Source organism: Candidatus Avelusimicrobium aviculae (assembly GCF_949292495.1).
Lineage (GTDB): Bacteria > Elusimicrobiota > Elusimicrobia > Elusimicrobiales > Elusimicrobiaceae > Avelusimicrobium > Avelusimicrobium aviculae.
In genome coordinates this window covers 14,406-41,018 of record NZ_CASEZB010000017.1, presented here as the reverse complement: position 1 = coordinate 41,018, position 26,613 = coordinate 14,406, and the positions used below count along the sequence as shown (strand labels likewise).

24 protein-coding genes are annotated in these 26,613 nt (G+C 51.0%); 12 read left to right on the top strand and 12 right to left on the bottom strand.

Annotated elements, in window-relative coordinates; genetic code table 11:
• Positions 1-48: 48 nt before the first annotated feature.
• Entirely contained in the window at positions 49-1,287 is a 1,239-nt protein-coding gene (locus ACQY33_RS04085) for a threonine synthase (protein WP_428074204.1), read from the bottom strand.
• A 7-nt stretch (positions 1,288-1,294) separates the two neighbouring features.
• The gene (locus ACQY33_RS04080) at positions 1,295-2,182 is read right to left on the bottom strand and encodes a DMT family transporter (RefSeq protein ID WP_428074202.1); all 888 of its coding nucleotides are present in this window, start codon (positions 2,180-2,182) and stop codon (positions 1,295-1,297) included.
• A gap of 132 nt (positions 2,183-2,314) precedes the next feature.
• Between ACQY33_RS04080 and ACQY33_RS04075 the strand changes: the two genes are divergently transcribed.
• Genes ACQY33_RS04075 through nth form a run of 5 tightly spaced genes read left to right on the top strand, consistent with a single transcriptional unit; the run spans position 2,315 to position 6,692 of the window.
• Complete coding sequence (locus tag ACQY33_RS04075; protein ID WP_428074200.1) at positions 2,315-3,541, top strand: glycosyltransferase 87 family protein; 1,227 nt, start codon at positions 2,315-2,317, stop codon at positions 3,539-3,541.
• A gap of 18 nt (positions 3,542-3,559) precedes the next feature.
• A complete protein-coding gene (locus tag ACQY33_RS04070) occupies positions 3,560-4,459 on the top strand; it encodes a metal ABC transporter solute-binding protein, Zn/Mn family (RefSeq protein WP_428074198.1) in 900 nt (299 codons plus the stop codon).
• Entirely contained in the window at positions 4,447-5,244 is a 798-nt protein-coding gene (locus tag ACQY33_RS04065) for a metal ABC transporter ATP-binding protein (RefSeq protein WP_428074196.1), read from the top strand. The genes ACQY33_RS04070 and ACQY33_RS04065 overlap by 13 nt, the downstream gene beginning before the upstream one ends.
• A complete protein-coding gene (locus ACQY33_RS04060) occupies positions 5,234-6,058 on the top strand; it encodes a metal ABC transporter permease (protein WP_428074194.1) in 825 nt (274 codons plus the stop codon). The genes ACQY33_RS04065 and ACQY33_RS04060 overlap by 11 nt, the downstream gene beginning before the upstream one ends.
• On the top strand, positions 6,042-6,692 hold the full coding sequence (gene nth, locus ACQY33_RS04055; RefSeq protein WP_428074192.1) for an endonuclease III: 651 nt from the start codon (positions 6,042-6,044) through the stop codon (positions 6,690-6,692). Before ACQY33_RS04060 ends, nth begins: the two co-directional genes overlap by 17 nt.
• Before the next feature lie 186 nt (positions 6,693-6,878).
• Here the strand turns inward: nth and ACQY33_RS04050 are convergent, their stop codons facing one another.
• The 9 genes from ACQY33_RS04050 to ACQY33_RS04010 form a co-directional block, all read right to left on the bottom strand.
• Complete coding sequence (locus ACQY33_RS04050) at positions 6,879-8,027, bottom strand: sodium ion-translocating decarboxylase subunit beta (RefSeq protein ID WP_428074190.1); 1,149 nt, start codon at positions 8,025-8,027, stop codon at positions 6,879-6,881.
• An 8-nt stretch (positions 8,028-8,035) separates the two neighbouring features.
• Positions 8,036-9,835 (bottom strand): biotin/lipoyl-containing protein, encoded by a 1,800-nt coding sequence (locus ACQY33_RS04045; RefSeq protein ID WP_428074188.1) that lies wholly within the window; start codon positions 9,833-9,835, stop codon positions 8,036-8,038.
• Between the two features lie 14 nt (positions 9,836-9,849).
• The gene (locus tag ACQY33_RS04040; RefSeq protein WP_428074186.1) at positions 9,850-10,092 is read right to left on the bottom strand and encodes an OadG family transporter subunit; all 243 of its coding nucleotides are present in this window, start codon (positions 10,090-10,092) and stop codon (positions 9,850-9,852) included.
• Complete coding sequence (locus tag ACQY33_RS04035; protein ID WP_428074184.1) at positions 10,089-10,793, bottom strand: biotin--[acetyl-CoA-carboxylase] ligase; 705 nt, start codon at positions 10,791-10,793, stop codon at positions 10,089-10,091. Before ACQY33_RS04035 ends, ACQY33_RS04040 begins: the two co-directional genes overlap by 4 nt.
• A gap of 43 nt (positions 10,794-10,836) precedes the next feature.
• A complete protein-coding gene (pdxA, locus tag ACQY33_RS04030; protein WP_428074182.1) occupies positions 10,837-11,766 on the bottom strand; it encodes a 4-hydroxythreonine-4-phosphate dehydrogenase PdxA in 930 nt (309 codons plus the stop codon).
• A 72-nt stretch (positions 11,767-11,838) separates the two neighbouring features.
• Positions 11,839-13,074 (bottom strand): peptidylprolyl isomerase, encoded by a 1,236-nt coding sequence (locus tag ACQY33_RS04025; protein WP_428074180.1) that lies wholly within the window; start codon positions 13,072-13,074, stop codon positions 11,839-11,841.
• Entirely contained in the window at positions 13,061-13,903 is an 843-nt protein-coding gene (locus tag ACQY33_RS04020) for a peptidylprolyl isomerase (protein WP_428074178.1), read from the bottom strand. Before ACQY33_RS04020 ends, ACQY33_RS04025 begins: the two co-directional genes overlap by 14 nt.
• A gap of 17 nt (positions 13,904-13,920) precedes the next feature.
• Positions 13,921-17,064 carry a DEAD/DEAH box helicase gene (locus tag ACQY33_RS04015; RefSeq protein WP_428074176.1) on the bottom strand — a complete coding sequence of 1,048 codons (3,144 nt, stop codon included), beginning with the start codon at positions 17,062-17,064 and terminating at the stop codon, positions 13,921-13,923.
• Positions 17,065-17,098: 34 nt separating this feature from the next.
• Positions 17,099-19,234: a penicillin-binding protein 1A gene (locus tag ACQY33_RS04010; protein WP_428074174.1), complete on the bottom strand. Its 2,136-nt coding sequence runs from the start codon at positions 19,232-19,234 to the stop codon at positions 17,099-17,101.
• A 127-nt stretch (positions 19,235-19,361) separates the two neighbouring features.
• On the opposite strand from ACQY33_RS04010, the gene ACQY33_RS04005 reads away from it, so the two are divergent.
• The 7 genes from ACQY33_RS04005 to proC are packed head-to-tail and all read left to right on the top strand — an operon-like array spanning position 19,362 to position 25,773.
• Positions 19,362-20,465 (top strand): sensor histidine kinase, encoded by a 1,104-nt coding sequence (locus ACQY33_RS04005; RefSeq protein WP_428074172.1) that lies wholly within the window; start codon positions 19,362-19,364, stop codon positions 20,463-20,465.
• Positions 20,462-21,109 carry a response regulator gene (locus ACQY33_RS04000; protein WP_428074170.1) on the top strand — a complete coding sequence of 216 codons (648 nt, stop codon included), beginning with the start codon at positions 20,462-20,464 and terminating at the stop codon, positions 21,107-21,109. The genes ACQY33_RS04005 and ACQY33_RS04000 overlap by 4 nt, the downstream gene beginning before the upstream one ends.
• Positions 21,110-21,124: 15 nt before the next feature.
• Positions 21,125-21,712 carry a 16S rRNA (guanine(966)-N(2))-methyltransferase RsmD gene (gene rsmD, locus ACQY33_RS03995; RefSeq protein WP_428074168.1) on the top strand — a complete coding sequence of 196 codons (588 nt, stop codon included), beginning with the start codon at positions 21,125-21,127 and terminating at the stop codon, positions 21,710-21,712.
• A 3-nt stretch (positions 21,713-21,715) separates the two neighbouring features.
• The gene (locus tag ACQY33_RS03990; RefSeq protein ID WP_428074166.1) at positions 21,716-22,450 is read left to right on the top strand and encodes a RecB family exonuclease; all 735 of its coding nucleotides are present in this window, start codon (positions 21,716-21,718) and stop codon (positions 22,448-22,450) included.
• 58 nt (positions 22,451-22,508) lie between these two features.
• Positions 22,509-23,651 (top strand): glutamate 5-kinase, encoded by a 1,143-nt coding sequence (gene proB / locus ACQY33_RS03985; protein WP_428074164.1) that lies wholly within the window; start codon positions 22,509-22,511, stop codon positions 23,649-23,651.
• Positions 23,652-23,659: 8 nt separating this feature from the next.
• Positions 23,660-24,979, top strand: coding sequence for a glutamate-5-semialdehyde dehydrogenase (locus tag ACQY33_RS03980; protein WP_428074162.1), 1,320 nt, complete (start codon positions 23,660-23,662; stop codon positions 24,977-24,979).
• Positions 24,976-25,773 (top strand): pyrroline-5-carboxylate reductase, encoded by a 798-nt coding sequence (gene proC / locus ACQY33_RS03975; RefSeq protein WP_428074160.1) that lies wholly within the window; start codon positions 24,976-24,978, stop codon positions 25,771-25,773. Before ACQY33_RS03980 ends, proC begins: the two co-directional genes overlap by 4 nt.
• A 60-nt stretch (positions 25,774-25,833) precedes the next feature.
• Here the strand turns inward: proC and ACQY33_RS03970 are convergent, their stop codons facing one another.
• Positions 25,834-26,613: an undecaprenyl-diphosphate phosphatase gene (locus ACQY33_RS03970; RefSeq protein WP_428074158.1), complete on the bottom strand. Its 780-nt coding sequence runs from the start codon at positions 26,611-26,613 to the stop codon at positions 25,834-25,836.

The window sequence follows — 26,613 nt, the reverse complement described above, 5'->3', positions numbered from 1 at the left end:
AAATGAAAACCCCGGGCCGAACCCGGGGTTTTAAATGAATTTTTGGGCTTAAATAAGCCCTTTCTTTTTCAGTTCTTGGCGCACGGCGTTCATATTGGCGGGGATAATATCCGCCGTTTGAACCGCTTTTAAGGCGGAGTCCGTATCCTTTAACCCGTTGCCGCCTATAATCAGGCAGACGGATTCATCATGTTCTATCTTTCCTTCCGCCACCAATTTTTTCAGCGCGGCATAAGTGGCCGCCCCGGCGGGTTCGGCAAAAATATTGGCTTTGCGGGCCAGTTCCGGTATGGCGGTGATGATTTCCTCGTCCGTTACCGAAACGGCAAACCCGTGGGATTCTTCCAGCGCCTGCATAGCCAGCGCCGCGTCGCGCGGGTAATTTACCAAAATACTGTCCGCCACCGTATGGGCCTTAACGGAACGGACCTCGCGTTTTGCATCAAACGCTTCTTTAATGGCGGCGCTTCCTTGGGCTTGCACGGCAATCATTTGCGGCATGGATTCAATAATGCCCAGTTTGGCGAAATCCACAAATCCTTTCCATAAGCCGCATAAAATGGTTCCGTCCCCCACGGCCACAATTACTTTGTCCGGGGCTTCCCATTCCAGCTGTTCGCAAATTTCAAAAGCGCAAGTTTTTTTGCCTTCGCGCGTATAAGGGTTAAACCCCGCCGCGCGGGAATACCAGCCATATTGTTCCACGGTTTGTTTGCACAGCTCAAAGGCGTCATCATAAGAACCTTCCACCGCTATGACATCCGCCCCGTATACCAGCAGCTGCACCAGTTTGGGTTCCGGTACGGAGGTGGGAGCGAAAATAACGCTCTTCATGGGCAGGCTGGCGGTCAGGCAGGCTAGAGAATCGCTGGCGTTTCCGGTGGAAGCGTCGGCGATAATTTCTTTATCTAGTTCCACCGCGCGGGCCACGACCACGGCGCTTCCGCGGTCTTTAATGGAACCGGTGGGGTTGCGTCCCTCGTCTTTAATAAACAAATTAGAAATATGCAGCTCTTTGGCCAATTTTTTGCAGCGGTACAGCGGCGTCCAGCCTACGTGCACATTGGGCACTTTGTCGTGGTCGTCAATAGGAAGCAGGTCCATATAGCGCCACATGTTGTATTCCCGGTTGTCTTTTAATTTGCCGATGCTGAAACGTTTGGAAATTAATTTATAGTCATAATTCACTTCCAAATTTCCGCCGCAGGCCGTACACACAAAATCCGTTTCGCTGGTTTTGTGTTCTTTGCCGCAGTTGATGCATTGCAGGTTTAAGATTTTTTTCATAAAGGGTTTATTTGGCGTTTACCGGTTTTTGTATTAAAAATAAGCTTACAAAAATAATTGCAAGCCCGATGATTTCCATGCCGGAAGGAATACGCCCGCGGGCGATAATATCGCTGGCCATGGCTACCACCGGCGTGAAATAAGTAACAGAGGCCATGCGGGTAGCCCCCCAGCGTTTGATTAAGGCCACCATCAGCAGGAAAGCCACCGCGGAAGAAAAAATACCCGCGCTGAAAATGGACAACACCACTTTTAAACTAAATGCCGAAGCGGGGGGGAACGGCTCCGCCAGCGCGGCCACAATCACCAGCACCACGGCGGAAAACAAATATTGGTGGAACGTGTTGGCTTCCAGCGTAACGGAAGTATTGTCCACCATGACCAGCTTGGTAATGACGTTTCCTAAACTGTAAGACCACGCCATTAATAAAAACGCAAAACAGCCGTAAAGGGCCATTTTGTCACTGCCTAAAGTAAAAGAGGGCCAAACAATAATTAGCAGCCCCGCCATACCGATGGTTACCCCGATGGCGCGGCGCCAGGTAAAGCGGTCTTCCCCTTTTAAGATAATTGCCCCGGCGATGAAAGACCATATGGGCACGGTACCGTTAAAAATACCTCCAATGGTAGGGGCCACAAACCGCTGCCCCCAGGAGATTGCCGCAAACGGAAATAAAATAAGTAAAAAACCAATAAGCCACGGGCGCCACAGCTCGCGCGGATTAATTTTTAAGCTTTTGCGCTGCACCCCGTATAATACAAGGAAAAACGCCAAGCCGGCCGCCACGCGGAAAAAGGTGCTCCAATAAGGCGGCAGGGCTTCCACCATGTTTTTAGAAGCCAGAAAGGCCGTGCCCCAACACAGGGCCAAACAAAACGCCAGTAAGTAACTCATGTATAAAAACCTCCGTAAATAACATTATAGTAAATTGTTAAGCGGGGTAAGTTTTATAAAATATACCTATCCCATTTTTTACTTTCCTTCTGCGGAGGATAGGTGTGTATGTGGTTTTATAAAAAAAATACCATGAGTTTTTTGTTTTGCGTAGTGGTATTAACCGGGGTGCTGGCGGCAGGTGCGGGGGTTCTGCTGGGAACGGCCAACCCATACTGTTTGTTTTATGGAAATAAGTGGGATATGGGCATGGATTTTTTTAATCCTATTTATGCCGCTTTGTCCGGCACGGCCAGTTTGTATCCGCCCTTGCCTATGGCGTTTTATAACGCAATCGGTCTTTGTTTCCCCCCGGAGATATGGCAAGGAGGCGCGGCCACTTTGCGGGCCAGCTGGCAGGGGACGGGATTATATGCGTTGTATCAAATAGCGGGGATATATCTGTTTTGCGCGTTGGTATTAGGGATTAAAAAAGGGGAGAAAAAAGAAAGAGCGCTGTTTTTAACGGCGGCTTTGTTTTCGGCCCCGTTTTTATTTCAGTTTGAGCGGGCTAATTTTATTTTCCCCGTACTTCTGTTAATCTTAGGTTTTTTGCGTTGGAAAGACAGCCCCCTCCCCTGGGTGCGCCACTTGGCGCTTATTTGTTTGGCGGCGGCCGGGGCGTGTAAAATTTATCCGCTGGCGCTGGGCATTATTTTGGTGCGGGAAAGACGTTGGAAAGATATTTTGATGTTGGGCGTTTATACGGCGGCTTTGCTGTTATTGCCTTCTTTTTTGTACGGCGGACCGGAGGCCGTGTACCACCGTTTGTGGCGCAATATGCAGCTGCATTTAAATTACCTTAGGCGTTTTGGCGGGTTTGGCTATGAGGTCAGCGCGCCCAATACATTTATGCTGGTGTCGTATTGGCTGGGGAAGCCGGTTTCCCTGGCGGGGATACACGCCGTTTCTTATAGTGTGCTAGGGGTGGGGGCTTTGGCCGCTTGGTTTAGCAAAAAAACGTGGCGGGCGTGGGCGCTGGCGGGGTGTTTGATGGCGCTGGTGCCGCAGATGAGCGGGTTTTACTCTCTTATTTTATTATTCCCGGCGTTTGTGTTGCTAGTGGACGAAGCGGATAAAAAATCCCCTTTGGATTGGTTTTGTTTTGCTTTGTTTCTTATTATATGGCTTCCGGTATGGTTGTTTGCTTTGCCTAAAAGCTGGTACGCGGGCAACGTGGCGTTGTTTGGGGAAACGCTGGTATGCCGTTTTGCCGTATTGGTTTTGTTTGCGGTGCTGTGCGCGGCGGGGTTGGTTGATGCCGCGCGGCGTGTTTTGGCTTGGGTTTGCCAAAAAGGGCGCTTGAGTAAAAAAGTATAATATATATAAAGGAAATTTATGAAGAAAATACTCTTTTTTATCTTACTCATATTGTTGGTTGGCGGTGTATTTTGGTTTTGGTCCGCCAACAGCTCCCGCCCGCAAGGGCCGGGAGCGGACGGAAAAATAAAAGTGGTGGTCTCCGGCTACGTACCCTATACCGTAGCCAAACAGATAGGGGGGGAGCTTATAGATTTGTCTATGCTGCTTCCCGCCAATGCGGAGCCCCATTCTTTTGAGCCCACCCCCGGGGCCATTATTGCCGTGCACGGGGCGGACGTATTTATTTATGTATCCGGCCGCATAGAACCGTGGGTAACGGATATCGCGGAAAACGTAAAAGAAGGGGCCGTGGTGGTGGAGGCGGCTCAATCAGCCAAACCTTCCAAAGACCCGCATATCTGGATGGATTTTGACAATATGCGCCCGTTTGCCCGGGCCATTGCCCAAGCTTTGCAGGAAAAAGACCCCGCTCATCAAGACGTGTACGCCTCCAATTTAGCCGCGTTTAATACGCAGCTGGACGAACTGGAACAAGAATTTTCTTTAGCTCTTGCCCAGTGCCGCCGGCGGCGCATTGTGCATGTGGGGCATTTGGCTTTTGGCAATTTGGCCTCCCGCTACGGGCTGGAACTGACCGCCTTGGCGGGTACGTCGCACGACGGGGAACATTCCGTTAAACGTTTGGCGCAAGTGGTGGATTTGGTTAAAAATTCCGGCGTGCCGTATGTATTTACGGAAGAGGCCCTCTCCCAAAATTTAGCCGGCGTAGTGGCTAAAGAAACGGGCGCCAAGTTGTTGCCCCTGTATACCGTGGAACACGTAAGCCTGCAAGACGCGCAAAACAATGTAACCTATGCCGATTTAATGCGCCGTAATTTATCCAGTTTGCAAAGGGGGCTTGAATGCCAGCCGTAATTGAAGCCAGGGGGGTGCGCTTTCGGTATGAAACGGCCTGGGTGCTGGATGATATTTCTTTTCAGGTTCAGCCGGGGGATTATGTGGGACTCATCGGTCCCAACGGCGGCGGAAAAACCACTTTGTTAAAAGTGCTGTTAGGGTTGGAAAAAGCCCAAGGCGCGGTGCGTTTGTTCGGGCAGGATTTGGGGCAATTTAAAGACTGGAAAAAAATAGGCTATCTGGCGCAAAAAAGCCCGGTGGCGCAGAGCCGGTTTCCTATTTCAGTGGAAGAAGTGGTGTTTATGGGGCTTGGGTTTGAGCGCTTTCACAACCGGGTAACCCGCGGAGATTTAAAAAAAGTATATGACGCGTTGGAAAAAACCAATACGCTAAGCTACGCCAAGCGGATTTTTCACGATTTATCCGTCGGCCAGCAGCAGCGCGTATTGTTGGCGCGCGCCTTGGTAAGCCGCCCGGAATTATTGATTTTGGACGAGCCCTCCGCCGCGTTGGACGCGGGCAGCCGGGAAGATTTTTTTAGTTTGCTGGGGGAGTTAAACTCCCGCCACGGGGTAACCATTTTGCTCATCACGCATGACACGGGCGAAGTGGGCAAATACATTTCTAAATTTATGTACGTGGATAAGGAATTGGTTTTCTACGGCACCAAGCAGGAGTTTTGCCAATCGGAAAAAGTGGCCGCCAAGCTGGGCGCTTTTGCCCAACACACCATAGACCACTTGCATAATAACGGGCACTGCCCTTTGGGCTGCCACTGCGGGGAGAAAGACCATGCTGAGTGAATTTTTAAGTTACGGCTTTGTGCAGCGCGGGCTGTTGGCGGGCTCTTTGGCGGCGGTTATTTGCGCGTTGCTGGGTGTGTTTTTGGTGCTTAAACGGCTTTCTTTAATTGGGGACGGCCTCAGCCACGTGTGTTTAACCGGGGTGGCGGCGGCGCTGCTAATGGGGGCTTCGCCGGTGTATGTTTCTATTCCGGTGGTGATGGCGTCCTCTTTGGGGATTTTAAAACTGACGGAAAAATTCCGCATTTATGGGGACGCGGCCATCGGCATCATCAGCGCGGCGGGGCTGGCGGTGGGTATTTTTATTACCAGCCTGGCCGGCGGGTTTAATACGGATTTGTTTGGCTATTTATTTGGCAGTATTTTAACCGTGGGCACGGATGAAGTGATTCTGTGCGCTGTATTGCTGGTTATTTTGTTGTTTTTTGTCATTGTGTTTTACCGGGATTTGGTTTCCGCTTCATTTGATGCGCCGTTTGCCCATACGCGCGGCATTAACGTGCGCGCGGTGAATTTGGCGCTTACCTTAATTACGTCCGCGGCGGTGGTGTTGGCGTTTAAGGTGGTAGGGATTTTTCTTATTTCCGCCTTATTAATCATTCCGCCCGTTTCCGCCCTTATGCTGGCGCGTACGTTTAAACAGGTGCTGTATTGGGCCGCCGGGCTGGCGCTGGCGGCGGTATGGGCGGGGGTGTATTTGTCTTTCTTGTTTGATATTCCTTCCGGGGCCACTATTATTTTGGTAAATTTATTCATATTGGCCTGCGCTTACGCATACAGCCGGATAAGGAACGCCTATGCCGCAGAAAAGTAAAAAAGAGGTTATTCCCTTAATTAAGGAATTAAAAAAACTCTACCCGGAGCACGTCATTCCGCTTCACCACCAAAACGCCTGGCAGCTGTTAATGGCGGTCATTTTATCCGCCCAATGTACGGACGCGCGCGTAAACACCATTACCCCAAACTTATTTAAAAAATATCCCACTCCGCAGGCTTTGGCGGCGGCGGATCTCAAAGAGGTGGAAGAAATCATCCACTCCGCCGGTTTTTACCACAGCAAGGCCCTGTCCTTAATAGAGAGTTCCAAGCGCATTTGTGAAGCTTTTAATGGAGAGGTTCCCCAAAATATGCAGGATTTGCTGTCCTTGCGCGGGGTAGCCAGAAAAACGGCCAATGTGCTGTTGGGGGACTATTTTAAAACCCCGCAAGGCATTGTGGTGGATACGCATGTAAAGCGGCTGGCTTTGCGCCTAGGGCTTACCAAACAGACGGATCCCGTAAAGGTGGAGAAAGACTTAATCCGTCTTATTCCGTACGAATATTGGGGCTGGATAGCCATTGCGCTTATTTTGCACGGGCGCAATGTGTGTAACGCGCGCAAACCCGTGTGTACGGCTTGCGCGCTATGCGGGCTGTGCCCCAAAAACGGGGTGAAAGTTTCCGCCTGAGCGCACGTATCGGTGCCGCCCATGCCATAAAAGAAGGATGTTATTATTTTGTTTTAGCTGTTCCCGCCTAAAAAGAAAGGCGGGAATTTTTTACACATGCGTTTAGTTTTTGCGGAAAAATATTCGTCTTTTTATAAAAATAAAAAACCCCGCTTGTAAAAGCGGGGTTTTTGGTTTTGGTAAACTTTATTTGCCAAGCAGAGAAAGCAAAATCCCCGCCGCCACCGCACTGCCGATAACGCCCGCCACATTGGGCCCCATGGCGTGCATCAGCAGGTAGTTGTTTTTGTCGTATTCCAAGCCTAATTTGTTGGATACGCGCGCCGCCATGGGCACGGCAGATACCCCGGCCGAACCGATAAGAGGGTTGATTTTGGTTTTGCTGAACGGGTTCATTAGTTTAGCCATTAACACGCCGGAAGCCGTAGCAATGGAGAACGCCACCACCCCCAGCACCAAAATACCCAACGTTTGCGCGGTTAAGAATTGGCTGGCCTGCAATTTGGAACCTACCGATAACCCCAGCAAAATGGTCACGATGTTGCAAAACTCGTTTTGCAAGGTTTTGGATAAGCGTTCCGCCACGCCGGATTCTTTAATCAGGTTGCCAAACGTAAGCGCGCCGATTAAGGGCGCCGCGTCCGGCAGCAAAAACGCGCACAGCAAAAGCAGCGTAAGCGGGAAGAGGATTTTTTCCCGTTTGGTTACGGGGCGCAGCTGCTCCATTTTAATTTTGCGTTCGGCTTCGGTAGTCAGCAGTTTCATAATGGGGGGCTGGATAATCGGCACCAGCGCCATGTATGAATACGCCGCCACGGCAATAGCGCCTAGCAGTTCCGGTGCCAAGCGGCTGGTTAAAAAGATGGCCGTTGGGCCGTCCGCCCCGCCAATAATGCCAATGGAGGCCGCCTGCTTCATGGTGAAAGACAAGTCCCCCATGTGCATATTGGTCATGGCAATGGCGCCGATAAGCGTGGCAAAAATACCAAACTGGGCCGCGCCGCCCAATAGGGCCATTTTCGGGTTGGCGATTAACGGCCCAAAGTCCGTCATCGCGCCCACGGCCATAAAGATAAACAGCGGGAAAAGACCCGTTTGTATGCCGGCGTTGTACACAATGCCCAAAAACCCGTTGGGGCCGGCCATGTCCGCCACCGGAATGTTGGACAACAGCCCGCCAAACGCGATGGGGATTAAGAGCAGCGGTTCAAACTGTTTTTTAATACCCAGCCACAGCAGGAACAAACACACCCCAATCATTACCAGCTGCTGCCAGGTAATGGCGTATAGGGAAGTGGTATGCAATATTTTGGTTAATGCAACGGTAATATCCATAACGCCCCCTATTTAATCAGCGCAATGGGGTGGCCGGTTTGCACTTGGTCCCCCTGTTTAACGAGGAAGCTGACCGTCCCGGCTTTGGGCGCGCTGATGGCGGTTTCCATTTTCATGGCTTCCATCACCAGTATTTCCTGCCCTTCGGAAACGCTGTCCCCTTCCTTGGCGCTGAAGCGCAAAATGGCGCCCGGTACGGGGGCTTTTACTTCCTGCGCGGCGCCGGAGGATTGGGCCGGTGCGGCGGCGTTTGCGTCCGCTTCGCCTACGGAAATGGCAAAACGTTTGCCGTTTACAACAGCCACGTTGTCGCCGTCAAAGCTTACGTTATAGGCGGTTCCGTCTACGGTTACCTTACAGGTTTTGGCGCCGTCCGCCGCGGCGGCGGGTTTGGCGTCTTTGGCCCAGCGGATGCCGTTTATTTTGGATTCGCCTTTCAAATACATTAACCCTTTGTCGGCGCAGGTGGCTACGATGAACACGTTTTCGTCCGTTACCGGCAGGCCGGCGGCTTCCAGTTTTTCTTTGGCGGGTTTTAAGCCTTTTTTGGGGTCCGCGTCGTTAATTTCCAGCGGGGTTTTGGCGGTGGGTTCCAAGCCCAGCTGCTGGCTGGCGGCTTTTACCACTTCCTCTGCGGGTTCCACCGGGGTTTTGCCAAAGTAGCCCAGCACCATTTTGCCGTAACCGGGGGTAATTTTTTTCCAGCGGCCAAACATTACGTTGCTGTACGCCTGTTGGAAATAGAACTGGGAAACCGGCGTGACGGACGTGCCGAACCCGCCCAGTTTGACGCATTCGCCCATGGCGTCTACCACTTCGGGGAATTTGTCAAAGGTGCCATTGTCGCGCATCATTTGCGTGTTGGCGGTTAACGCACCGCCGGGCAGGGGGGAGAAAGGAATTTCCGGGTTGACGGCGGTGGCTTCCGGCGGCAGGAAGTATTTGCTCATGCAGTCTTTAAATACGTTTTCCGCTTCTTGGATTTTTTTGTAATCAATATCCAGGGTGTATTCCGTGCCGCGCAAAGCGTGCCACATGGTTAAGATGTCAGGCTGGCAGGTTCCGCCGGAAACGGGCTGCATGGACAAGTCCAGCGAGTCCGCCCCCGCTTTAATGGCTTCCAAGCAGCAGGCGATGGAGTTGCCCGCCGTTTCATGCGTATGGAACACAATCTTGGTGCCTTGCGGCAGGATGCGCCGCGCCATGGCGATGGTTTTGCCCACCGTGCTGGGGGTGGAGGTGCCGGACGCGTCTTTAAAGCAGACGGAGTCAAAAGGTACGCCGGATTTTAAAATTTCGCGCAGTACTTTTTCGTAAAATTCTTCCGTGTGGATTTTGCCGGTGGGGTCCCACCCCGGGGCCAAAGACATCATGGTTACACACACTTCGTGCTTTAAGCCCGCGTCATGAATGCACTGGCCGGAGTAAATGAGGTTGTTTATGTCGTTCAACGCGTCAAAATTGCGGATAGTGGTGGTGCCGTGTTTTTTAAACAGTTGGGCGTGGGCTTTAATAACGTCGGAAGGCTGGCTGTCTAACCCCACCACGTTTACGCCGCGGGCCAAGGTTTGCAGGTTGGCGTCCGGCCCGGCGGTTTTGCGGAACGTGTCCATCATGTCAAAAGCGTTTTCATTGCAATAGAAGAACAGCGCCTGGAAGCGGGCCCCGCCGCCAAATTCCATATGCGTAATACCCGCGTGGCGCGCAGCTTCCACCGCGGGCATAAAATCTTTAGTCAGCACACGCGCCCCGTATACGGATTGAAACCCGTCACGGAAAGCGGTAAGCATAAAATCAATTTTTTTCATTTTTTGGCTTCCTCTCATTTACCGGTAAATCTCTTGGCGGCGGCCACGGCGGCGGCTATCGCCAAATTATCCGCGCGGGCGGCCACGGCGGCCGGCGCGGGAGCAGACTGCGGAAAATATTTTTCCAATACTTTCACCAGCCAGCCCAGCACTTTCATCACGAGTACCATGATGAAAAGAAACGTAAACACCACCATCATGCCGATAATGGTTAAGTTTACGCTGTCCATCAAGGAGGTACTTTCTGCAAGGTTCATGCGTTCATGTCTCCTATAGAAAACTCCTTCGGGCCCTGCGGCGTGTTAAGCAGCAAAGTCCCGGCGGAGGAAATATCCCGCACGGTTCCGGTATGTTGCCGGTCTGCGGCGGTAATGCAAACGGTTTGGCCTATGTACGGAAACAAGGCCTTGTATTCCTGCCCGAAAGAAGAAAACCCTTCAGCCAGCGCTTTGGGCAGGCGGGCGTTAAAACGCGCAAGCAAGGCGTTTAACAATTCCCGCGCGGTGACGGAAATATGTAGCTCCCCCAGGGAAACGGCCGGCTGGCCCACGTGCCCTAAATCCGGCTGCCGGATGTTTATCCCCACGCCTATTACCAAAGCGTAAAAACGGTTGTTTTCCAATACCGCCTCACTTAATATGCCGGAAAGTTTTTTGCCGTTTACCAACACGTCATTGGGCCATTTTAATTGCGCCGGAACCCCCAGCTCCCGTACGGTTTGGCAAATGCACAAAGCCATCAGCTGGGTTAAGTTGGGCAGGTATTGGGTGTTTTCTGTTTTTAAAAGAACGGAAAAATATAAGCCGCCCTTTGCGGAAAACCACTTGCGGTTAAACCGGCCCCGCCCGGCGGTTTGTTCTTCGGCGCAGACAACGGTGCCGTTTTCCAGTTCCCGCGCGTGCTCTTTAGCGTACGCGTTGGTGGAATTTAACGCTGGAAAATGCAATATGCGGGGCATACCTTCATTGTAACAAAATAAACGCGGTTATTGACGGAAAACATTAGCCGGCGTGTTGGGCGGCAAACAGCAGGGCGGCGGCCATGCTTTGCGGGTCCGCCAGGTTTTTGCCGGCAATATCAAAAGCGGTGCCGTGGGTGGGGGAAACGCGCAAGAAACGCAGGCCTGCCGTCACGTGCACAATGGGTTCTTTGGCGGCCAGTTTTAAGCCCAAGAGGGCCTGGTCGTGATACATGCACAAAAGCCCATCAAAATTGCCGTGTTTATGCGCCAGCCACAGGCTGTCTGCGGGGAAGGGCCCCTGCACGCGCAAACCGTGTTTTTTTAAATAGTTCATGGCGGGCAGAATGGTTTGCCCTTCTTCTTTGCCAAAGCGTCCGTTGTCCCCGCCGTGCGGGTTTAAAGAAGCCAGCGCAATTTGAGGGTGTTTTACGCCCAGCTTTTTTAGTGCGGAGTTAAAATCCAAACAAGTTTGTTCTATGCGTTGGCGGGTGATGATTTTATGCAGGTCTTTAATGGCAAAATGTTCACTGACCAGGGCGCATTTTAACGCTCCGCTTACAAACATCATTAAAGCGGTTTTGCCGTAGTGTTTGCGTAAAAATTCCGTATGTCCGGTAAACGGGACGCCCGCCAGCGCCCAGCTTTGTTTGGATATGGGGGCCGTCACCAACGCCTTGGCGGTGTGTGCGGCCACTAATTTGCAGGCGGTTTGCAAGGCTTTAAAAGACACTTCCCCCGCCCATTTGCAAGGAGCGGGTTTGGTTTTGGCGAAGGCGTTTGGGTGCTCTATGGGAAGAAGCTGCGCCAGATCCGGCGTGAAACCGGCCGCCTCTAACGAGTGCGGCTCCCCCACTACAATCACGCGGCAGGCTTGCCGTACGGCCGGATTTTGCAACGCTTTTACGGTTACTTCCGGCCCAATGCCCAGCGGATCACCCGCGCTTACGGCGATAAACGGTTTTTGTAACATAGCAAACCCCAATAAATAAAGAGGAAGCGTTTGCTCCCTCTTTATTTTATAAATTTAACCGCTTGGCGGAAATTATTTTTTTTCTTCTTTTTTCTCTTCTTTAGCTTCTTTTTTGTCCGCTTTTTTTTCGGATTTTACTTCTTTTTTATCCGCTTTTTGGGCGGCTTGGGCCTGTTGGGCCAAGGCTTCTTCAATCAGTTTGTCGGACTCAAAGCTAATGGTTACTTTTACGTCCGCCTTGTCATACAATTCGCCGATATAATCGCCCATGGCGTTTTGAATTTTTTGCTGGGCTAAATATTGGGCCAGATCTTTGGCGATATCATCGTAACCAAAATCTTTTTCGGCGCGTTTTTCTTTAATTTTAATAATATGGTAGCCCAGATCCGTTTTAATGGGGTCGCTCACTTTGCCAACAGCCAAAGAGAACGCCTTATTGTCAATTTCTTTGGGGGCGATGCCCTTAATTAAAATCATGTCCCCGCCGGAGGCCAAGGCGGCTTTGTCTTCCGTATATTCTTTTACGGCTTCGGAGAAATCTTTTCCGCCGTCAATTTCTTCTTTGATTTTAACGGCCAGTTCTTGTTTCTTTTTGGCTTCTTCAGGCTTCATGTCCTTGGTTACGGCTAAATAAATATGCCCAATGCGCACCTGTTCCGCCGTAAGCTGTTTTAATTTGGCGGCGATGGCGGTTGCTTCTTTAAAGCGGGCCGGGTCTTTTTTCTCCAGCGCTTTCATTTTTTTGCTGTTGCCTTTCATGCAGATTTCCACATCTTCATACAAGGCTTTTACGTCCGCCTCTTCCACCGGTTTTACCGTGGCGATGATGCGTTGTTCCATCAGTTTGCGCACGGCGATGTCTTTTTTGATTTTTTCTTTATACGCTTTTAAGCTCATATGCTGATTTTTAAGGGCTTCGTTAAAGCGTTTATCGGCGCCTTTGGGGTCTTCTTTTCCGGTTTTTTCATCCACGATAAACCGGGCTTTTATTTCGTTAATTCCGGCATCTACCTCGCTGTCTTTTACCTGTATTTTGGCTTCATCGGCGGCTTGGTATAAGAGTTCTTTGGAAATAAGCTCTTTAAGCACTTCGCGCCCCAGTACGTCCTGCGCGTAAGGCTGTTCTAAAAATTGCGGAGCCGCCACTTTGTATTGTTCCAGCACGCCTTCCAAATAAGAATCATATTCGGAACTGAGTACCGGTTGTCCGTTCACCGTGGCGACGGAGGATTCCATCACTTTGGCCTGTGCGCCCACCCCGAAGGCCAGCACCAGGGCCAGTAAAGCCGTTAGGTTAGTTTTTTTCATACACAAACACCTCGTATTTATTTTTTAAAGCATTTAAAGCGGCGTCTTCTTTTTGTAAACGCAAAATCTGCTCTATGCGTTCTTTTGCGTTTTTAAGAGAAAGCCGTTTTTCCTTAACTTTCATTATTATATGAAATCCTTGGGAAGTTTTGATAAATCCCTGTACGCTGCCGGAGGGGGAGTTGGCCGCTATGACTTCAATTTCCGGTATAAATTCCCCGGGCATGAAAGAAAACTCCTTTCCGCGTATAGCTTCCGGCGCGATGGAATATTGCCTTTCCAGCTCTTTCCAGCGGGAGGGGGATGCTTTTAAAGCGCGCAGTACTTGGTCCGCCGTTTGGGCGTTGGAAATGATGATTTGTTTGACGGTCATTTCATAAGGGTATTTGTCAAAATAATCTTTTATTTCCTCTTCCGTTACCGCGGTTGCGCCGGATTCTTCCAGCTGGTCATACCAAGAGCGGATAAGCAGCTGCTGGGCGTAGTCGTCGTAAATTTTTCTGAGTTGGGCGCGTTTGTCTTCCAACGCGGCTAAATAGGAGTCAGACTCGTCCAACTTAGCGTCTAGGGCGGCCAGTTCGGCCAGTTTTTCCCGCACCAAGGCGTTAATAAAATTGGTGCGCCCGATGGAGGTTTTTGCAAAGTCCCGGTCTTCGGGGGACATGAAAACCAATTTATCTTCCAGGTCTTTTTCCGTAATGATAACGGCCCCCACTTTAGCGGCGATTTCCGGTTCCGCGGGCGTTTCGGCAACGGGGGTTTCGGCCGGCTTATTGCAAGCGGCCGCCAACAAGACACATAAAACAGAAAATAAAAAAATATTGCGCATACCCATACTATATCATTTTACGCGCCGGAGGGGAGCGTTTGAAAAAAGCAAACGGCGTTTTGGGCTTCTTTTACCAAGTCCGTCCCCGGCGCGAAACGCAGGCGGATGCCGTCTCCCGAATTGGATTTTAAAAATTCTACATGCGCCGCCCCGTAACGCTTAAAAAGAAGGGAAGGAAAATCCGCCGGCATTCTAAAATCCCGTGAGAAAGAAAATTCCAGCTTGTCATCGCTGGCGTCAATATGCTGTATTTTTAATTCCCCCGCGCGGGCCGACAAAGCAAACACCTTGGTTAAATTGATTATTTCCGCCGGTACGGGGCCGCATAAATCCGCCAGGCGGGTAAGAAGCAGGTGGGTTTTGGTTTCATCCGCGCTCATTAGTTCCTTATAATATTTCAGCCGTTCGGCTTCGTCGGGCAAATAATCCGGCGGGATATACGCCGGCAAAGGCAGATTAACGGTGGAGCGAAGCTCCCTCTTGACGGGTTCCCCTTTTAATTTTTTTACTTCGTTAGCCACTAAATCACAGTACAAACTAAGCCCCACTTCGTTCACGTACCCGTGCTGTTTGACGCCTAACAGTTCTCCCGCGCCGCGTATTTCCATATCCCTAAGCGCCAGTTTAAAGCCGCTGCCCAGTTCGCCAAATTCCATTAAGGCGGCCAGGCGTTTTTTGGCTTCTTCGGTGGGGTCTTTTTCCGGTTTGGGGTTCCAAGGTACGGCGGCCAGCTGGGCAAAATTGTCTTCTTCCTGCGGGGCGGGTTTTTTAAACAGCCAGTCCGGGTGGAATAAATAACAGTAGGCTTTAGTGCTGCCGCGCCCGATGCGCCCGCGCAGCTGGTACAGCTGGGCTAGGCCGAAGTTGTGTGCATTTTCCACAATTAACGTGTTGGCGTTGGTAATGTCTATGCCGGATTCTATAATGGTGGAGGCTAAAAGAATATCGTATTTGCCTTGGTTAAAGTCCCACAGGGTTTGTTCCAGCAGTTTTTCGTCCATTTGTCCGTGCGCCATGCAGATTTTGGCTTCCGGCACCAGTTTTTTAAGAAACAGGTAGCGGCTTTCCATGCTTTGCACGCTGTTGTACACATAATATACTTGCCCGCCGCGGGCAAGTTCTTCGGTAATAGCGGCGGCGGCCAGTTCATTGTTCCAGGCGGTTACCACGGTTTTTATGGCGGTGCGCCCGCGCGGAGGGGTGTCTATGAGGGATATGTCCCTTAGGCTGGATAGCGATTGGTTTAACGTGCGCGGAATGGGCGTAGCGCTTAACATTAAGGTATGCACGCCGGCGCTTTTGGCCTTGATTTTTTCTTTTTGTTTTACGCCAAAGCGGTGTTCCTCGTCAATAATTACCAACCCTAAATCTTTAAATACAATGTCTTTGCTCATCAGGCGGTGGGTGCCGATGATGATGTCGCACACGCCGCTTTTTATTTCCTGTACCACTTCCCGCTGTTCTTTAGGGGCTTGAAAGCGGCACAACATGCGCACGTTAACCGGGAAACCCGCCAAGCGTTTGGAAAAAGTTTTATAGTGCTGGTCCGCCAAAATGGTGGTGGGCACCAATACCATTACCTGTTTGCCGGATACGGCCACCCGCAAGGCGGCGCGCATGGCTACTTCCGTTTTGCCAAAGCCCACGTCCCCCACTAGAACACGGTCCATGGGGCGGGATAAATTTAAATCCCGCAGGACGTCCTCTATGGCTTGCTGTTGGCCGGGGGTAAGGTCGTAGGGGAAAGAGTCCGCAAATTCCTGCTCTATGCGCGGGTCCCCCGGGGTGAGCGGCGCGGGGGAAGCCTGGCGCAGGGCCTCCAGCTTTAAAATCTCTTTGGCGGTTTTTTGCGCTTCTTCTTTTACGCGTTTTTTTACGTCGCGCCAAGCCGTTCCGCCCAAGGCGGACAAGGCGGGTATTTTGCCTCCCGCGCTGATGTATTTTTGCACTTTTTTAAAGTCATACATCGGCACATACAGTTTGCTTCCTCGGCGGTATTCAATAATCAGGCAGTCTGTGGGGTTTTCTTCCTTATCCATAATTTCCAGCCCCAGGTATTTGCCTATGCCGTGGGTTTGGTGTACTACATAATCTCCCGGCGCCAATTCTTTAAAGCGCACCCGTTTGGCGCCTTCCACCGTAAAGCTTTTTAACACGCCGGAGGTATTGTAGCGGCGGTCTAAAATTTCGCAGGAAGTGATAAAAGCCTGCTGCTTGACCGGGTTTACAAAACCTTGTATAAGGGGGGATATTTTAATAGGTGTTTTGGATAGGGTGGGGTATTCCTGCATGATTTCACCCAGGCGGTCCAGTTCCCCGCGGTTTAAACAGCATAGGGTTAAGTGTATGTTGCGGTTTTTTAGCTGTTGGGCTTCCCGCTCCAGCAGGGGCCAGTTGGCCCCGAAGCGGATATTGGCCTGCAGCCCGCAGTCCGTAGCGTGAGCCGCGGGCAGGGTGGATAAAACAACGGCTTGAGGGAAGCTGCCTTCCGGGGGAAGGTTTTCCTCAAACGCGTAAACGGCTCCGGCGGTATAGGCGGATAATGGATCTTCTTCCCGCTCAAAACGCAGGGGCACAATAACGGCTTTATCCGTTTGTTCTTGGGTGTTTTGGGTGTCTAGGTCAAAACTGGCGATGGACTGCACGGTTCGGCCGGAAAAATACAAGCGCAGGGGGAGGTGCTGGTCCAAACAAAACACGTCCACCACGCTGCCGCGCACGGCGTATTGTCCGGGGGATTCGGCGTAATCTTCGCGTTGGTAGCCGGCGTTTTCCAATACGTCCAGCAAATCCTGCCGGCGCAGGGTGGCCCCGCGGTGCACTTCAAACAAACGCCGTTTAAATTCTTGGGCAGAGGGGAAGGCCGCGTCCAGGTCTTGCGGGTGAATATCCAGCAAAAAAGGTTGTTGGTTTTGTAATAACTGATAAAGGGCCGCCATGCGGCCGATATGCTGTTCCGGCAAGTGTACGGCAAGCACGTTTTGGGGGCCGAATTCTTTTACCGCGGCGTGCAGGGCGTCTTCTTGCGTTTGGGCTCCGCGCACAAATACCACGCTTTGCCCTTTATGCAGGAATTTTTCACACAAAAAATAGCCCCGGGCTGCCGCGTTGGGCAGCCCGTAAAAACAAGCAGTTTTGTTTTGGTTTTCCTGTGCAGTCATACACACAAAACCGTTTTATAAGCCTGCCGGGAAATCAATAACTTTTGGGTTCGGTTCCTTTGATGAACGCTTCCCAGAATTTGTTGCGTTCCGTGGGCATGGCCAGTTTGCCGGTATTGGGGTTGATATACGCAAAGGATATCCCTTCCGGCACGGCAAAATCGTCGTTAGGCTCGTCTTTTAAGAGCTCTTCCATAATATCGCTCCACCAATGGCCGGTGTTGCTTCCTTCCAGGTGGATTTTGTCTGCGTAGGCGGAGTCGTCGTCATACCCCATCCAGCCAATGGCGGCGGTGCGCGGCGTCATACCCACAAACCACATATCCCGGTGGCTTTGGGTGGTGCCGGTTTTACCGGCAATATTGCGCCCCAGGCGCGATACATACCGTCCGCTTCCGCGCTGCACAACGCCTTTCATCATATTAATAAGCAGGTAAGAATCCTGCGGGGAGAAAGCGGCTTTTTCCATCGGAATATGCTGTTCCAGAATGCGTCCGTTGGCGTCTTCCACGCGTTCAATATAATAGTTGTCGGTATGAATGCCGGCATTGGCGAAAGTGGTAAGGGCGGCCAGGTGTTCGTCCATCGTCAGCACGCTTACGCCCAAGGCCAAGGCGGGCACGCGGGGAAGGGCGGAGGTAAGCCCCGCTTTGCGCGCCACACGCACCACGGCCGGTACGCCTACGGCGTCAATTAAGTTTACGGCTACCAGGTTTTTGGATTTTTCCAACCCGCGGCGCAGGGTAATCCATCCTTCGTTGCGTCCGCCATAGTTTTGCGGCACCCATACGTTAAAATCCTTGGAGGAGATAAAAGACTGCTTTGCTAAATCCAAAGAATACAAGTCAGACGTTTCATCAAACGTGCGCCAGTTTCTGCCGTCGTTATAGAACATGGTGGGCAAGTCTTTTACCAACGTGGCGGGGGTGTAGCCTTTCTGTAAGGCGGCCATCCATACATAAGGTTTAAAAGAAGACCCCGGCTGGCGTTTGGCCTGGGTGGCGCGGTTGAATTTGCTTTCGTCAAATTCCCGCCCGCCTATCAGCACGCGCACGGCCCCGGTTTTTACGTCACGCACCATAAAAGCGCCTTGCAGACGGGGAAAATCCGGTTCGGTTTCTTCTTCCGCGGGGGCTTCTTCCCCTTCGGGGGTTTCTTGCGGCTGCGGTTCTTTGGGGGTAATGTCTATCCCTAAGCTTTTGGCTACGCGCTCGTCCAATTTTTGCAGGCGGTCGTTCATAATTTGCTCGGCGGCGGACTGTTGGTCAATATCCACGGTGGTATAAATGTTTAAACCGCCTTTCCATAAAGTTTCCGTTCCGTATTTTTCTTCTAACACGCGGCGGATGTGCTCAATAAAATACAAACCGGGTTTGTATTCTTCCGTTACCGTTTGGCGGGTGGGCATGGGTTCCTGCTTGGCGGTTTCGTATTCTTCTTGGGTGATGTAGCCCTGCTCTTTCATGACGGAGAGCACCAAATCCCTGCGCTGGCGGGAAAGTTCCGGATTGGTAAACGGGTTATAGCGTTCCGGCGCCGGCACCAAACCCACAATGATGGCGGCTTCCCCGGTGGTCAGTTCGGATAAATCTTTATTAAAATAGCGTTTTGCGGCGGATTTTACGCCGTAAGCCCCGCGCCCTAAATACATTTGGTTTAAATAAAGCTGCAGAATTTCCTGTTTGCTGAATTGGTGTTCAATTTGTACGGCCAAAATAATTTCGCGTATTTTACGGATGAGTCTTTTTTCTTGGCTTAAAAATACCCCGCGGGAAAGCTGCTGGGTGAGAGTGGAAGCCCCTTGTTTGGCGCTTACGTGGATAAGATCGTGCAAGGCGGCGCGGAAAATACCTTTAAAAGACAAACCGGCATGCTCAAAAAATTCCCGGTCTTCCATAGCCACCACGGCGTTTTGCAAGTCCACCGGTATTTCCGAAAGGGGCACCATACTGCGTTTTTCTATGGAAAATTCATGAATTAGTTTATTGTTGCGGTCATATACGCGGGTGGTGAGGGAGGGGGTGTACTCCTCCATTTCATACACCGGCGGCAAGCCGGAAAAAATATAACGCATAAACACGGCGGTGCAGATAATAAGTAAAAATAGAACGGCCAGACAGCCGAAAAGGATGGGTTTTGTGGAAAAAAGTTTTTTTAAGTATTTCTTCATATTATTAAAATTATATCAAACTTAAGGATATTTTCGGGGCAGTACCTATATAAAAGAGGGACGTCTTTTTGTACAAAATAAGAATAAAAATAGTAAAATTTTACTAAGTATCGTTTCCGAGGTATTTATGCCCTGTGAAAAAAACAAAAAGCAAACGTGTATCTACCCGTGCAAGGAACATTGCGCCGAAGCGGCTTTTTATGTAGACAGTCCCCAAGCCGTCGCTTCCGCGCATAACTCCAAAATATACGGGTATGATTTAATTTACGTGGCCCACCCGGAAACGAAAAAAGTATTTATGTTTGGCAATGCGGAAGGTTTTTATACAAACGCCAAAGGGCCGGACGCTTTTGCCTTGCATGATAAAGCTTTCCAGCAAGCGTTAAAAGGCAATGTGGTCAAATACGCGTGGAGTTTGGACCGGGGATCCGTCACTTATTATTATCATTCCACCTTATTGCCGTTGTTTGACAATGACAAAAAAGTAGCCAATGTGTTGGGGTTGGTGCGTAATTTGGACAAGTCCTCCTCATTGCGGCACCAAAAGGCCTTGCATGAGAAAGGGGAACACACCTTCTCCCAAATTTTGTTGGCGGCGCGGGAAGATGAAAAGAGGGAAATATCCAAAGCGCTGCATGACGAAATAGGCACCTCAGCCGTCACGCTGACCTCTTTGTTGGCCTTGGTGAAAGACAGCGTCCGCTCTAATAATAAAAAGCAGGCGCTGCAGGATATTGCCCGGCTGGACGAACAAATAAAAAACACCATTGACCGGGTGAAAAATATTATTGTCAATTTGCGCCCTCCGCATTTGGAAGCCTTGGGGCTGGAAGGGGCGGCGCGCGAACTGTTGGAATATTTCAGCGCGTTTACCGGCATCCAACACGAGCTGGTGGTGGATGACCAGTGTGAGGAGCCTTCTTCTGACAACGTAAACATTATGTTGTACCGTGTGATACAGGAAGGCCTTAATAATGTGGTAAAGCACGCCCATGCCAAAAAGGTAAAGCTGGTGCTTCGCAAGACGGAAAAAAACGTTACCGTTAAATTAGAAGACGACGGGGTGGGGTTTGTCCCCTCCAAACAGCGTTCCATACGGCATGTGGGGTTGCTGGCCATGAAAGACAGCGCCGCTTATTTGGGCGGCACTTTAAAGATTAAAAGCGAACCCGGAAAAGGTACCCAAATAACGGTTACCTGCCCGCGGGTAGTATACGGAGGAAGACCATGACTATCAAAATTGTATTGGCGGACGACCATATTATCGTGCGTGACGGCGTGAAAGCGGTGTTGGAACGCAAAGGCAAAGACTTGAGCGTTGTGGCCGAAGTGGGCAACGGAAAAGAACTGTTGGAGTGGGCCTCCTCCAACGATGCGGACGTATATGTAGTGGATATTTCCATGCCGCTTTTAAACGGGGTGGAAGCGGTGCAGCGTTTGGTAAAAATGAAACCTTCCGCCAAAGTAATCATTTTAAGCATGTATGATGACCGCGTAGCGGTGGAAAAATCCCTCAAAGCGGGGGCAAAAGGCTTCATTGTAAAAGTATCCACCGCCGATGAAATTGTGGAAGCCATACACGAAGTAGCCTCCGGCCGTTTTTACCTGTGCAGCAAAGTTTCCAAATACATTGTGCAGGGCTTTTTGGGTAAAACCTCCGGCCGCAAGCGCGATGTAACCGGCCTTACCCCCAAAGAAAAAGAAGTCTTGCAGTTAATTGCGGAAGGCTACAGCAGCAAGCAAATCGCCAAAACGTTTAATTTGTCTTTAAACACCATTCACGTACACCGCAATAATATTATGAAGAAGCTTTCCATTCATAAACAGGCGGAACTGGTGCGTTACGCCATTAAGGAAGGCATTGCCCAGTTATAAGGAGAAACGTTTTTTATGCGCATTATCGCAGGCAGCGCCAGAGGGCGGAGGATATTTTCCGTTTCTAAAAATTTGCCCGTAAAACCCATTTCGGACCGTATCAAACAATCCTTGTTTGATATTATCCGTCCGCGCGTTCCGGCCGCCATTATGCTGGATTTGTTTGCCGGTACGGGAAGCGTGTCTTTGGAGGCGCTTTCCCGCGGAGCGCAGAAAACGGTCATGGTGGACCGGGAGCCCGCCTGTATTAAAAACATCCACCGCAACTTGGCCCATTTGGGGTTTGAGGACCGCGCCAAAGTGCTTAAAGGGGATATTTTGCGCCCGCTGGATTGGCTGCTTCCATATAGTGATAACGAAGGCTACGACATTATTTTTATGGGTCCGCCCTACCGGGACCAAAACAACAAAATGTTGGCCTTCTCAGAACCGGCTTTAAAAAACGTGGCTCAGGCTAAATTATTGGCCCCGGGCGGCATTGTCATTTTGCAAACGCATAAAAGCGAAGCATTTTCCATACCGGACGAATTTGAAATGTACCGCCAAGAAAAATACGGCGATACGTTGGTGCACTTTTTCCGCTATAAAACAAATAAAGGCTGATTTATGTACAGCGATGTTTACGAGTTAAATTTTTCCAAAATAAAAACCTATCAGGAATGCCCTTTCCTTTACAAATTAAAATACATAGAAGGCAAGCGCGAAGGGCTGGTGCCCGCTTCTTCTTTAGGGGTGTCTATTCACCGCACGTTGGAAGAGTACCACCGGGAAAGCAATGACCCGTCTGAACTGCTTTCTTTTTACGATGACTGCTGGCTTGGCGCCGGTTATTCCAGCGCCGGGGAACAGATGGAGTGGTATTTAAAAGGCAAAAAAATGCTGGAAACCTACGCCCAGCGGGAATATGAGCGCAAAACCACGGTGGACGCTACCGAGCGGGAATTTATTTTTGAACAAAAACCGTGGACCTTTCGCGGTAAAATTGACCGCATAGACAAATGGCCGGACGGTTCCTGGGAAGTGATAGACTATAAAACCGGTACGGATATAGACTTTGCGCAGGAGGTAAAAGATTCTTTGCAGCTGGGCATTTACGCCATTGGCGCGCGCCGGGCGTGGGGGCTGCAAAACGGGCGGGCCACTTTGTATTTTGTAGCGTACGATAAAACCGAAAGCGTCCCTTTTGACGCGTTTGACGAAGATAAAATTTTAAACACTTTTATAGAAATTGGGAAAAAAATAGAAGTAAACGATTTTGAGCCCAACCTTTCCCATTGCGCGCAGTGTCCGTTCAATACCCGGTGCGAACATTCGGCTTTGGCGAAACAAACTCAAGAATAATTTATTTTTTCCAAAGCCTGCTTAACCAAGCGGGCTTTTTTGCAGAGGATATTTATTTATGCATGAACTAATCAAAAACGCAAAACGCATTGTTTTTAAATTTGGCACCAATGTGCTTACATCGGCAGAGGGGGGGCTGGCGCTGTCGCGCATTTATTCTTTTATGGAAGACATGGCCCGCTTAAAAGCCAAAGGCAAAGAGATTATTGTGGTTACTTCCGGCGCGGTGGGGCTGGGCGCGCAGCGTTTGCACTTAACGGAAATGCCGGATTTGGTTTCCATTAAGCAGGCTTGCGCGGCGGTAGGCCAGTGCGGGCTGATGAAATTTTATGAAGACGGCTTTGCCGCTTTGGGCCTTACCACCGCTCAGGTGCTCTTAACGGAGGACGACTTTTCCATCCGCCCCCGTTATTTAAGTTTGCGCGATACGCTCTGCCGCCTGCTGGAGCTGGGGGTGGTTCCCATTATTAACCAAAATGACACCGTTTCCACCAACGAACTTCGCGCCTATAAAGACAAAGGGGTTAAGGTCTGCTTTGGAGATAATGACAAACTTTCCGCTCTGGTAGCCGGCGGGCTGGACGCGGATTTGCTGGTTATTTTGTCAGACATCAACGGCTTGTATGACAGTGACCCGCGCAAAAATAAAGACGCCAAGCTGATTGCGGAAGTAAAAGCCATTACGCCGGAAATAGAATCCGCCGCCGGAGGCGCCTCCAAACGGGGCCGCGGCGGCATGAAAACCAAGCTGGAGGCCGCCAAAGTGGTTACCCATTCCGGCTGCGCCATGGTGATTGCCAACGGCAAAACGCCGGGCGCGTTGGGGCGTGTGTTTTCGGACGAGTTTACTGGCACTTTATTTAGGCCGGTGGCTGATTTGCCCGGTAAAAAAGTGTGGATAGCCTATTCCACCAATATGACGGGCGGCGTGGTGGTAAACGCCGGCGCGTTTAAAGCGCTGTGCCAGAAAGGGGCCAGCCTGCTGGCGGCCGGGATTACAGGCGTAGCGGGCGAGTTTGACGTAGGGGACGTAATCAGCGTATTTGACGAAAACGGCGCCGAATTTGCCAAAGGCATGGTGAATTATTCCAGCGCGGACTGCGGCAAAATTTTAGGCTGCCAGAGTGAAGACATCGCCAAAAAACTGGGCGGCAAAAATTACGATGAAGTAATCCACCGTGACAATATTGTCATTTTGTGAGGTATGTTATGAACGCGCAAGAATTGGCTTTACAAGCAAAAGAGGCTTCCCGCCTGTTGGCGTTGGTTGAAACGCCGCAAAAAAACGCCGCGCTTTTGGCTATGGCGCAGGCGGTGCGCGCGGGGGCGCGGGCGTTGTTTGCCGCCAATAAACTGGATTTGCAAGCCGCCGAACAGGCCATAAAAGAAGGCAAAATGAAGCCGTCTTTGTTTGCCCGTTTAAAATTGGATGAAAATAAATTAAACGCCGTAGCCGGCGGCATGGAAGATTTAGCCCGCTTGCCGGACCCGGTTGGCCGTGTGCTGGCGTATACGGAAATGGCTCCCGGCCTTACTTTGCAAAAAGTAAGCTGTCCGCTGGGGGTATTATTGGTTATTTTTGAGGCCCGGCCGGACGTACTTCCCCAAATTGCGGCGTTGGCGGTTAAATCCGGCAATGCGGTGATTTTAAAAGGCGGCAAAGAAGCCCAGCATACAAACGAAGCGTTTTTAAAAATTCTTACGGGGGCGCTTTCTTCTTTGCCCGGCGGCTGGCCACAGGGCGCGCTTAGTTTGGTGCACTCCCGCCAAGACGCGGCCGAATTGTTAAAGCAAGACGCGTATATAGATTTAGTCATTCCCCGCGGTTCCAACGCGTTGGTGCAATATGTAAAAGAAAATACTTCCATTTCCGTCTTGGGCCATGCGGACGGCGTATGCCATATTTATATAGCTCCCTCCGCCCCGGCGGATTTGGCAATAAAAATCTGTGTGGACGCCAAAACCCAATATCCGGCAGCCTGCAACGCCGTGGAAACGCTTTTGGTGGACGCGGCCTGGCCGCAGGAGAGCGTCAATAGTTTGCTGTCTGCGCTTCATCAGGCGGGGGTAACCGTACACGCGTTGGAAGAAGAAAAAGAACGCTTTCCCGGCGGCGCGTATTCCCAAGAGCTGGAGTGGCATGCGGAATACGGCGCGCCGGAACTTTCCGTACGTACGGTGCATGGGGTAAAAGAGGCCGCCTTGCATATTAACCGTTACGGTTCCCACCATACGGACGCCATTTTAACCCAAAACGATAAAGAAGCCGAATATTTCCTTTCTGCCGTGGACTCCGCCGGCGTGTACCACAACGCTTCCACCCGCTTTGCGGACGGCTACCGCTACGGCTTTGGGGCGGAAGTAGGCATCAGCACCGCCAAAACCCACGCGCGCGGCCCGGTGGGGCTGGAAGGATTAACCATTTATAAATACCGCTTGCGCGGTACGGGGCAGATAGTGGGGGATTTTGTGGGCCCGCACGCGCAGAAATTTACACATAAAAATTTATTGCAAGAGGATAAAAAATGAAAATAGGTTTTTTAGGCGCCGGAGAAATGGGCGGCGCCATTATTAAAGGATTACTAAATTACGGCTCTTACCGCAGTGCAGACATTTTGGCTAGCGTACATACGGAAAAATCAGCGCGGGATTTGTCTTCCCGCTTTAACATAACCGCTTGTACCGATAACGCGCGCGTTATCGCCCAGGCGGACGTGCTGATTATTGCGGTTAAGCCCGCCGTGGTGCCTGAAGTATTGCGGGAAATCGCGCGCGTATTAACCGCCCCCAAGCTGGTGCTTTCAGTGGCGTTGGGGTCTGCTACGGCTATGCTGGAAAAAGCGCTGCCCGGTTTTCCCGTGGTGCGGGTAATGCCCAACACCCCTATTGCCTTAGGCAAAGGAATGAGCCTGCTGGCGCGTGGAAAGTATGTAACGGACGAGCAAATGCAAACCGCGCGGAACATTTTCGGCTGCGCGGGGCGTGTGGAAGAACTGCCGGAAGATTTGTTTGACGCGGCTACCGCGGTTTCCGGCTCCGGCCCGGCGTTTATTTATTATGTTATTGCGGCGTTGTCCAAGGGCGGGCAAGATTTGGGCCTGCCGGAAAAAACGGCCAATTTGCTGGCCGCGCAAATGACGGCCGGCGCAGCGGAAATGGCGCTTCTGTCCGGCCAAAGCCCGGCGGCTTTGCAAAAAAGCGTAACCACTCCCGGCGGTTGTACGGCGGCCGGTGTGGCCGTGTTGGAAGAAACCCGCGCGGACCAATTGTTTGAAAAAGTGGTGCAAGCCACCGTAAACAAAGCGCGGGAATTTGCCAAATAGCTTTTTATTAAAAACGCCCCTTGGAAACAAGGGGCGTTTTTAGTTTGCGTTTGGGCGAGATTATTTCCAAAAATAAAACCCGATAATAAACAACCCCAGCAGCAGCCGGTAAACAACAAACACGTTAAAGCTGTGGGTTTTAATGTATTTCATCAGCCAGCCGATTACCAAAAGCGCCCCTAAAAACGCGCTGACAAACCCCCATATAAACGGGGCGTTTATTTCCGCCCAGGAAAGGTTTTTTAGTTCCAGTACCGCCGCCCCGCCTATGACGGGGGCGGAAAGCAAAAACGACACCCGTGCGCTGGACGCGCGGGAAAGCCCCAACAGCAAAGCCGCCGTAATGGTGACTCCGCTTCTGGACACTCCCGGCATAATGGCCAACGCCTGCGCGCATCCGATAAGCAGTACGGTCTTTAAGCTTAACAGCGTGCCGGTTTGGCTGGAAGCTTTGCGGTCCGCCGCCCACAAAATAACGGCAAACACCATTAAGCAAACGGCAATCATTAACGGGTTTCTAAAGGTGGTTTCCGCCCAGCTCCCCAGCAACACGCCGGCCAAGCCGGCGGGCACCGTGCCTAAAGCCAAGTACCAAATGGTGCGGCCCTCATCAGATAAAGGGCGCGTCAGCCCGTCTTTTATCAGCTGGTACCAATCTTTCCAAAAATACAACAGTACCGCCAGCAAGGTGGCTACGTGAAGCATGACATCAAAAGCCAGTCCCTGGTATTGCTGCCCGCGCAAATAAGGCAACAGCACCAAATGGGCGGAGCTGGAGATGGGCAAAAACTCTCCCAGCGCTTGCAAAAGACCCAGTAAAACGGCGTCAAAAATAGTCAT

What these genes read in the sequence shown, in the direction of transcription:
- ACQY33_RS04085 (WP_428074204.1), bottom strand. Translation starts at nt 1,287, where the DNA reads ATGAAAAAAATCTTAAACCTGCAATGCATCAACTGCGGCAAAGAACAC.
- ACQY33_RS04080 (WP_428074202.1), bottom strand. Translation starts at nt 2,182, where the DNA reads ATGAGTTACTTACTGGCGTTTTGTTTGGCCCTGTGTTGGGGCACGGCC.
- ACQY33_RS04075 (WP_428074200.1), top strand. Translation starts at nt 2,315, where the DNA reads ATGAGTTTTTTGTTTTGCGTAGTGGTATTAACCGGGGTGCTGGCGGCA.
- ACQY33_RS04070 (WP_428074198.1), top strand. Translation starts at nt 3,560, where the DNA reads ATGAAGAAAATACTCTTTTTTATCTTACTCATATTGTTGGTTGGCGGT.
- ACQY33_RS04065 (WP_428074196.1), top strand. Translation starts at nt 4,447, where the DNA reads ATGCCAGCCGTAATTGAAGCCAGGGGGGTGCGCTTTCGGTATGAAACG.
- ACQY33_RS04060 (WP_428074194.1), top strand. Translation starts at nt 5,234, where the DNA reads ATGCTGAGTGAATTTTTAAGTTACGGCTTTGTGCAGCGCGGGCTGTTG.
- nth (WP_428074192.1), top strand. Translation starts at nt 6,042, where the DNA reads ATGCCGCAGAAAAGTAAAAAAGAGGTTATTCCCTTAATTAAGGAATTA.
- ACQY33_RS04050 (WP_428074190.1), bottom strand. Translation starts at nt 8,027, where the DNA reads ATGGATATTACCGTTGCATTAACCAAAATATTGCATACCACTTCCCTA.
- ACQY33_RS04045 (WP_428074188.1), bottom strand. Translation starts at nt 9,835, where the DNA reads ATGAAAAAAATTGATTTTATGCTTACCGCTTTCCGTGACGGGTTTCAA.
- ACQY33_RS04040 (WP_428074186.1), bottom strand. Translation starts at nt 10,092, where the DNA reads ATGAACCTTGCAGAAAGTACCTCCTTGATGGACAGCGTAAACTTAACC.
- ACQY33_RS04035 (WP_428074184.1), bottom strand. Translation starts at nt 10,793, where the DNA reads ATGCCCCGCATATTGCATTTTCCAGCGTTAAATTCCACCAACGCGTAC.
- pdxA (WP_428074182.1), bottom strand. Translation starts at nt 11,766, where the DNA reads ATGTTACAAAAACCGTTTATCGCCGTAAGCGCGGGTGATCCGCTGGGC.
- ACQY33_RS04025 (WP_428074180.1), bottom strand. Translation starts at nt 13,074, where the DNA reads ATGAAAAAAACTAACCTAACGGCTTTACTGGCCCTGGTGCTGGCCTTC.
- ACQY33_RS04020 (WP_428074178.1), bottom strand. Translation starts at nt 13,903, where the DNA reads ATGCGCAATATTTTTTTATTTTCTGTTTTATGTGTCTTGTTGGCGGCC.
- ACQY33_RS04015 (WP_428074176.1), bottom strand. Translation starts at nt 17,064, where the DNA reads ATGACTGCACAGGAAAACCAAAACAAAACTGCTTGTTTTTACGGGCTG.
- ACQY33_RS04010 (WP_428074174.1), bottom strand. Translation starts at nt 19,234, where the DNA reads ATGAAGAAATACTTAAAAAAACTTTTTTCCACAAAACCCATCCTTTTC.
- ACQY33_RS04005 (WP_428074172.1), top strand. Translation starts at nt 19,362, where the DNA reads ATGCCCTGTGAAAAAAACAAAAAGCAAACGTGTATCTACCCGTGCAAG.
- ACQY33_RS04000 (WP_428074170.1), top strand. Translation starts at nt 20,462, where the DNA reads ATGACTATCAAAATTGTATTGGCGGACGACCATATTATCGTGCGTGAC.
- rsmD (WP_428074168.1), top strand. Translation starts at nt 21,125, where the DNA reads ATGCGCATTATCGCAGGCAGCGCCAGAGGGCGGAGGATATTTTCCGTT.
- ACQY33_RS03990 (WP_428074166.1), top strand. Translation starts at nt 21,716, where the DNA reads ATGTACAGCGATGTTTACGAGTTAAATTTTTCCAAAATAAAAACCTAT.
- proB (WP_428074164.1), top strand. Translation starts at nt 22,509, where the DNA reads ATGCATGAACTAATCAAAAACGCAAAACGCATTGTTTTTAAATTTGGC.
- ACQY33_RS03980 (WP_428074162.1), top strand. Translation starts at nt 23,660, where the DNA reads ATGAACGCGCAAGAATTGGCTTTACAAGCAAAAGAGGCTTCCCGCCTG.
- proC (WP_428074160.1), top strand. Translation starts at nt 24,976, where the DNA reads ATGAAAATAGGTTTTTTAGGCGCCGGAGAAATGGGCGGCGCCATTATT.
- ACQY33_RS03970 (WP_428074158.1), bottom strand. Translation starts at nt 26,613, where the DNA reads ATGACTATTTTTGACGCCGTTTTACTGGGTCTTTTGCAAGCGCTGGGA.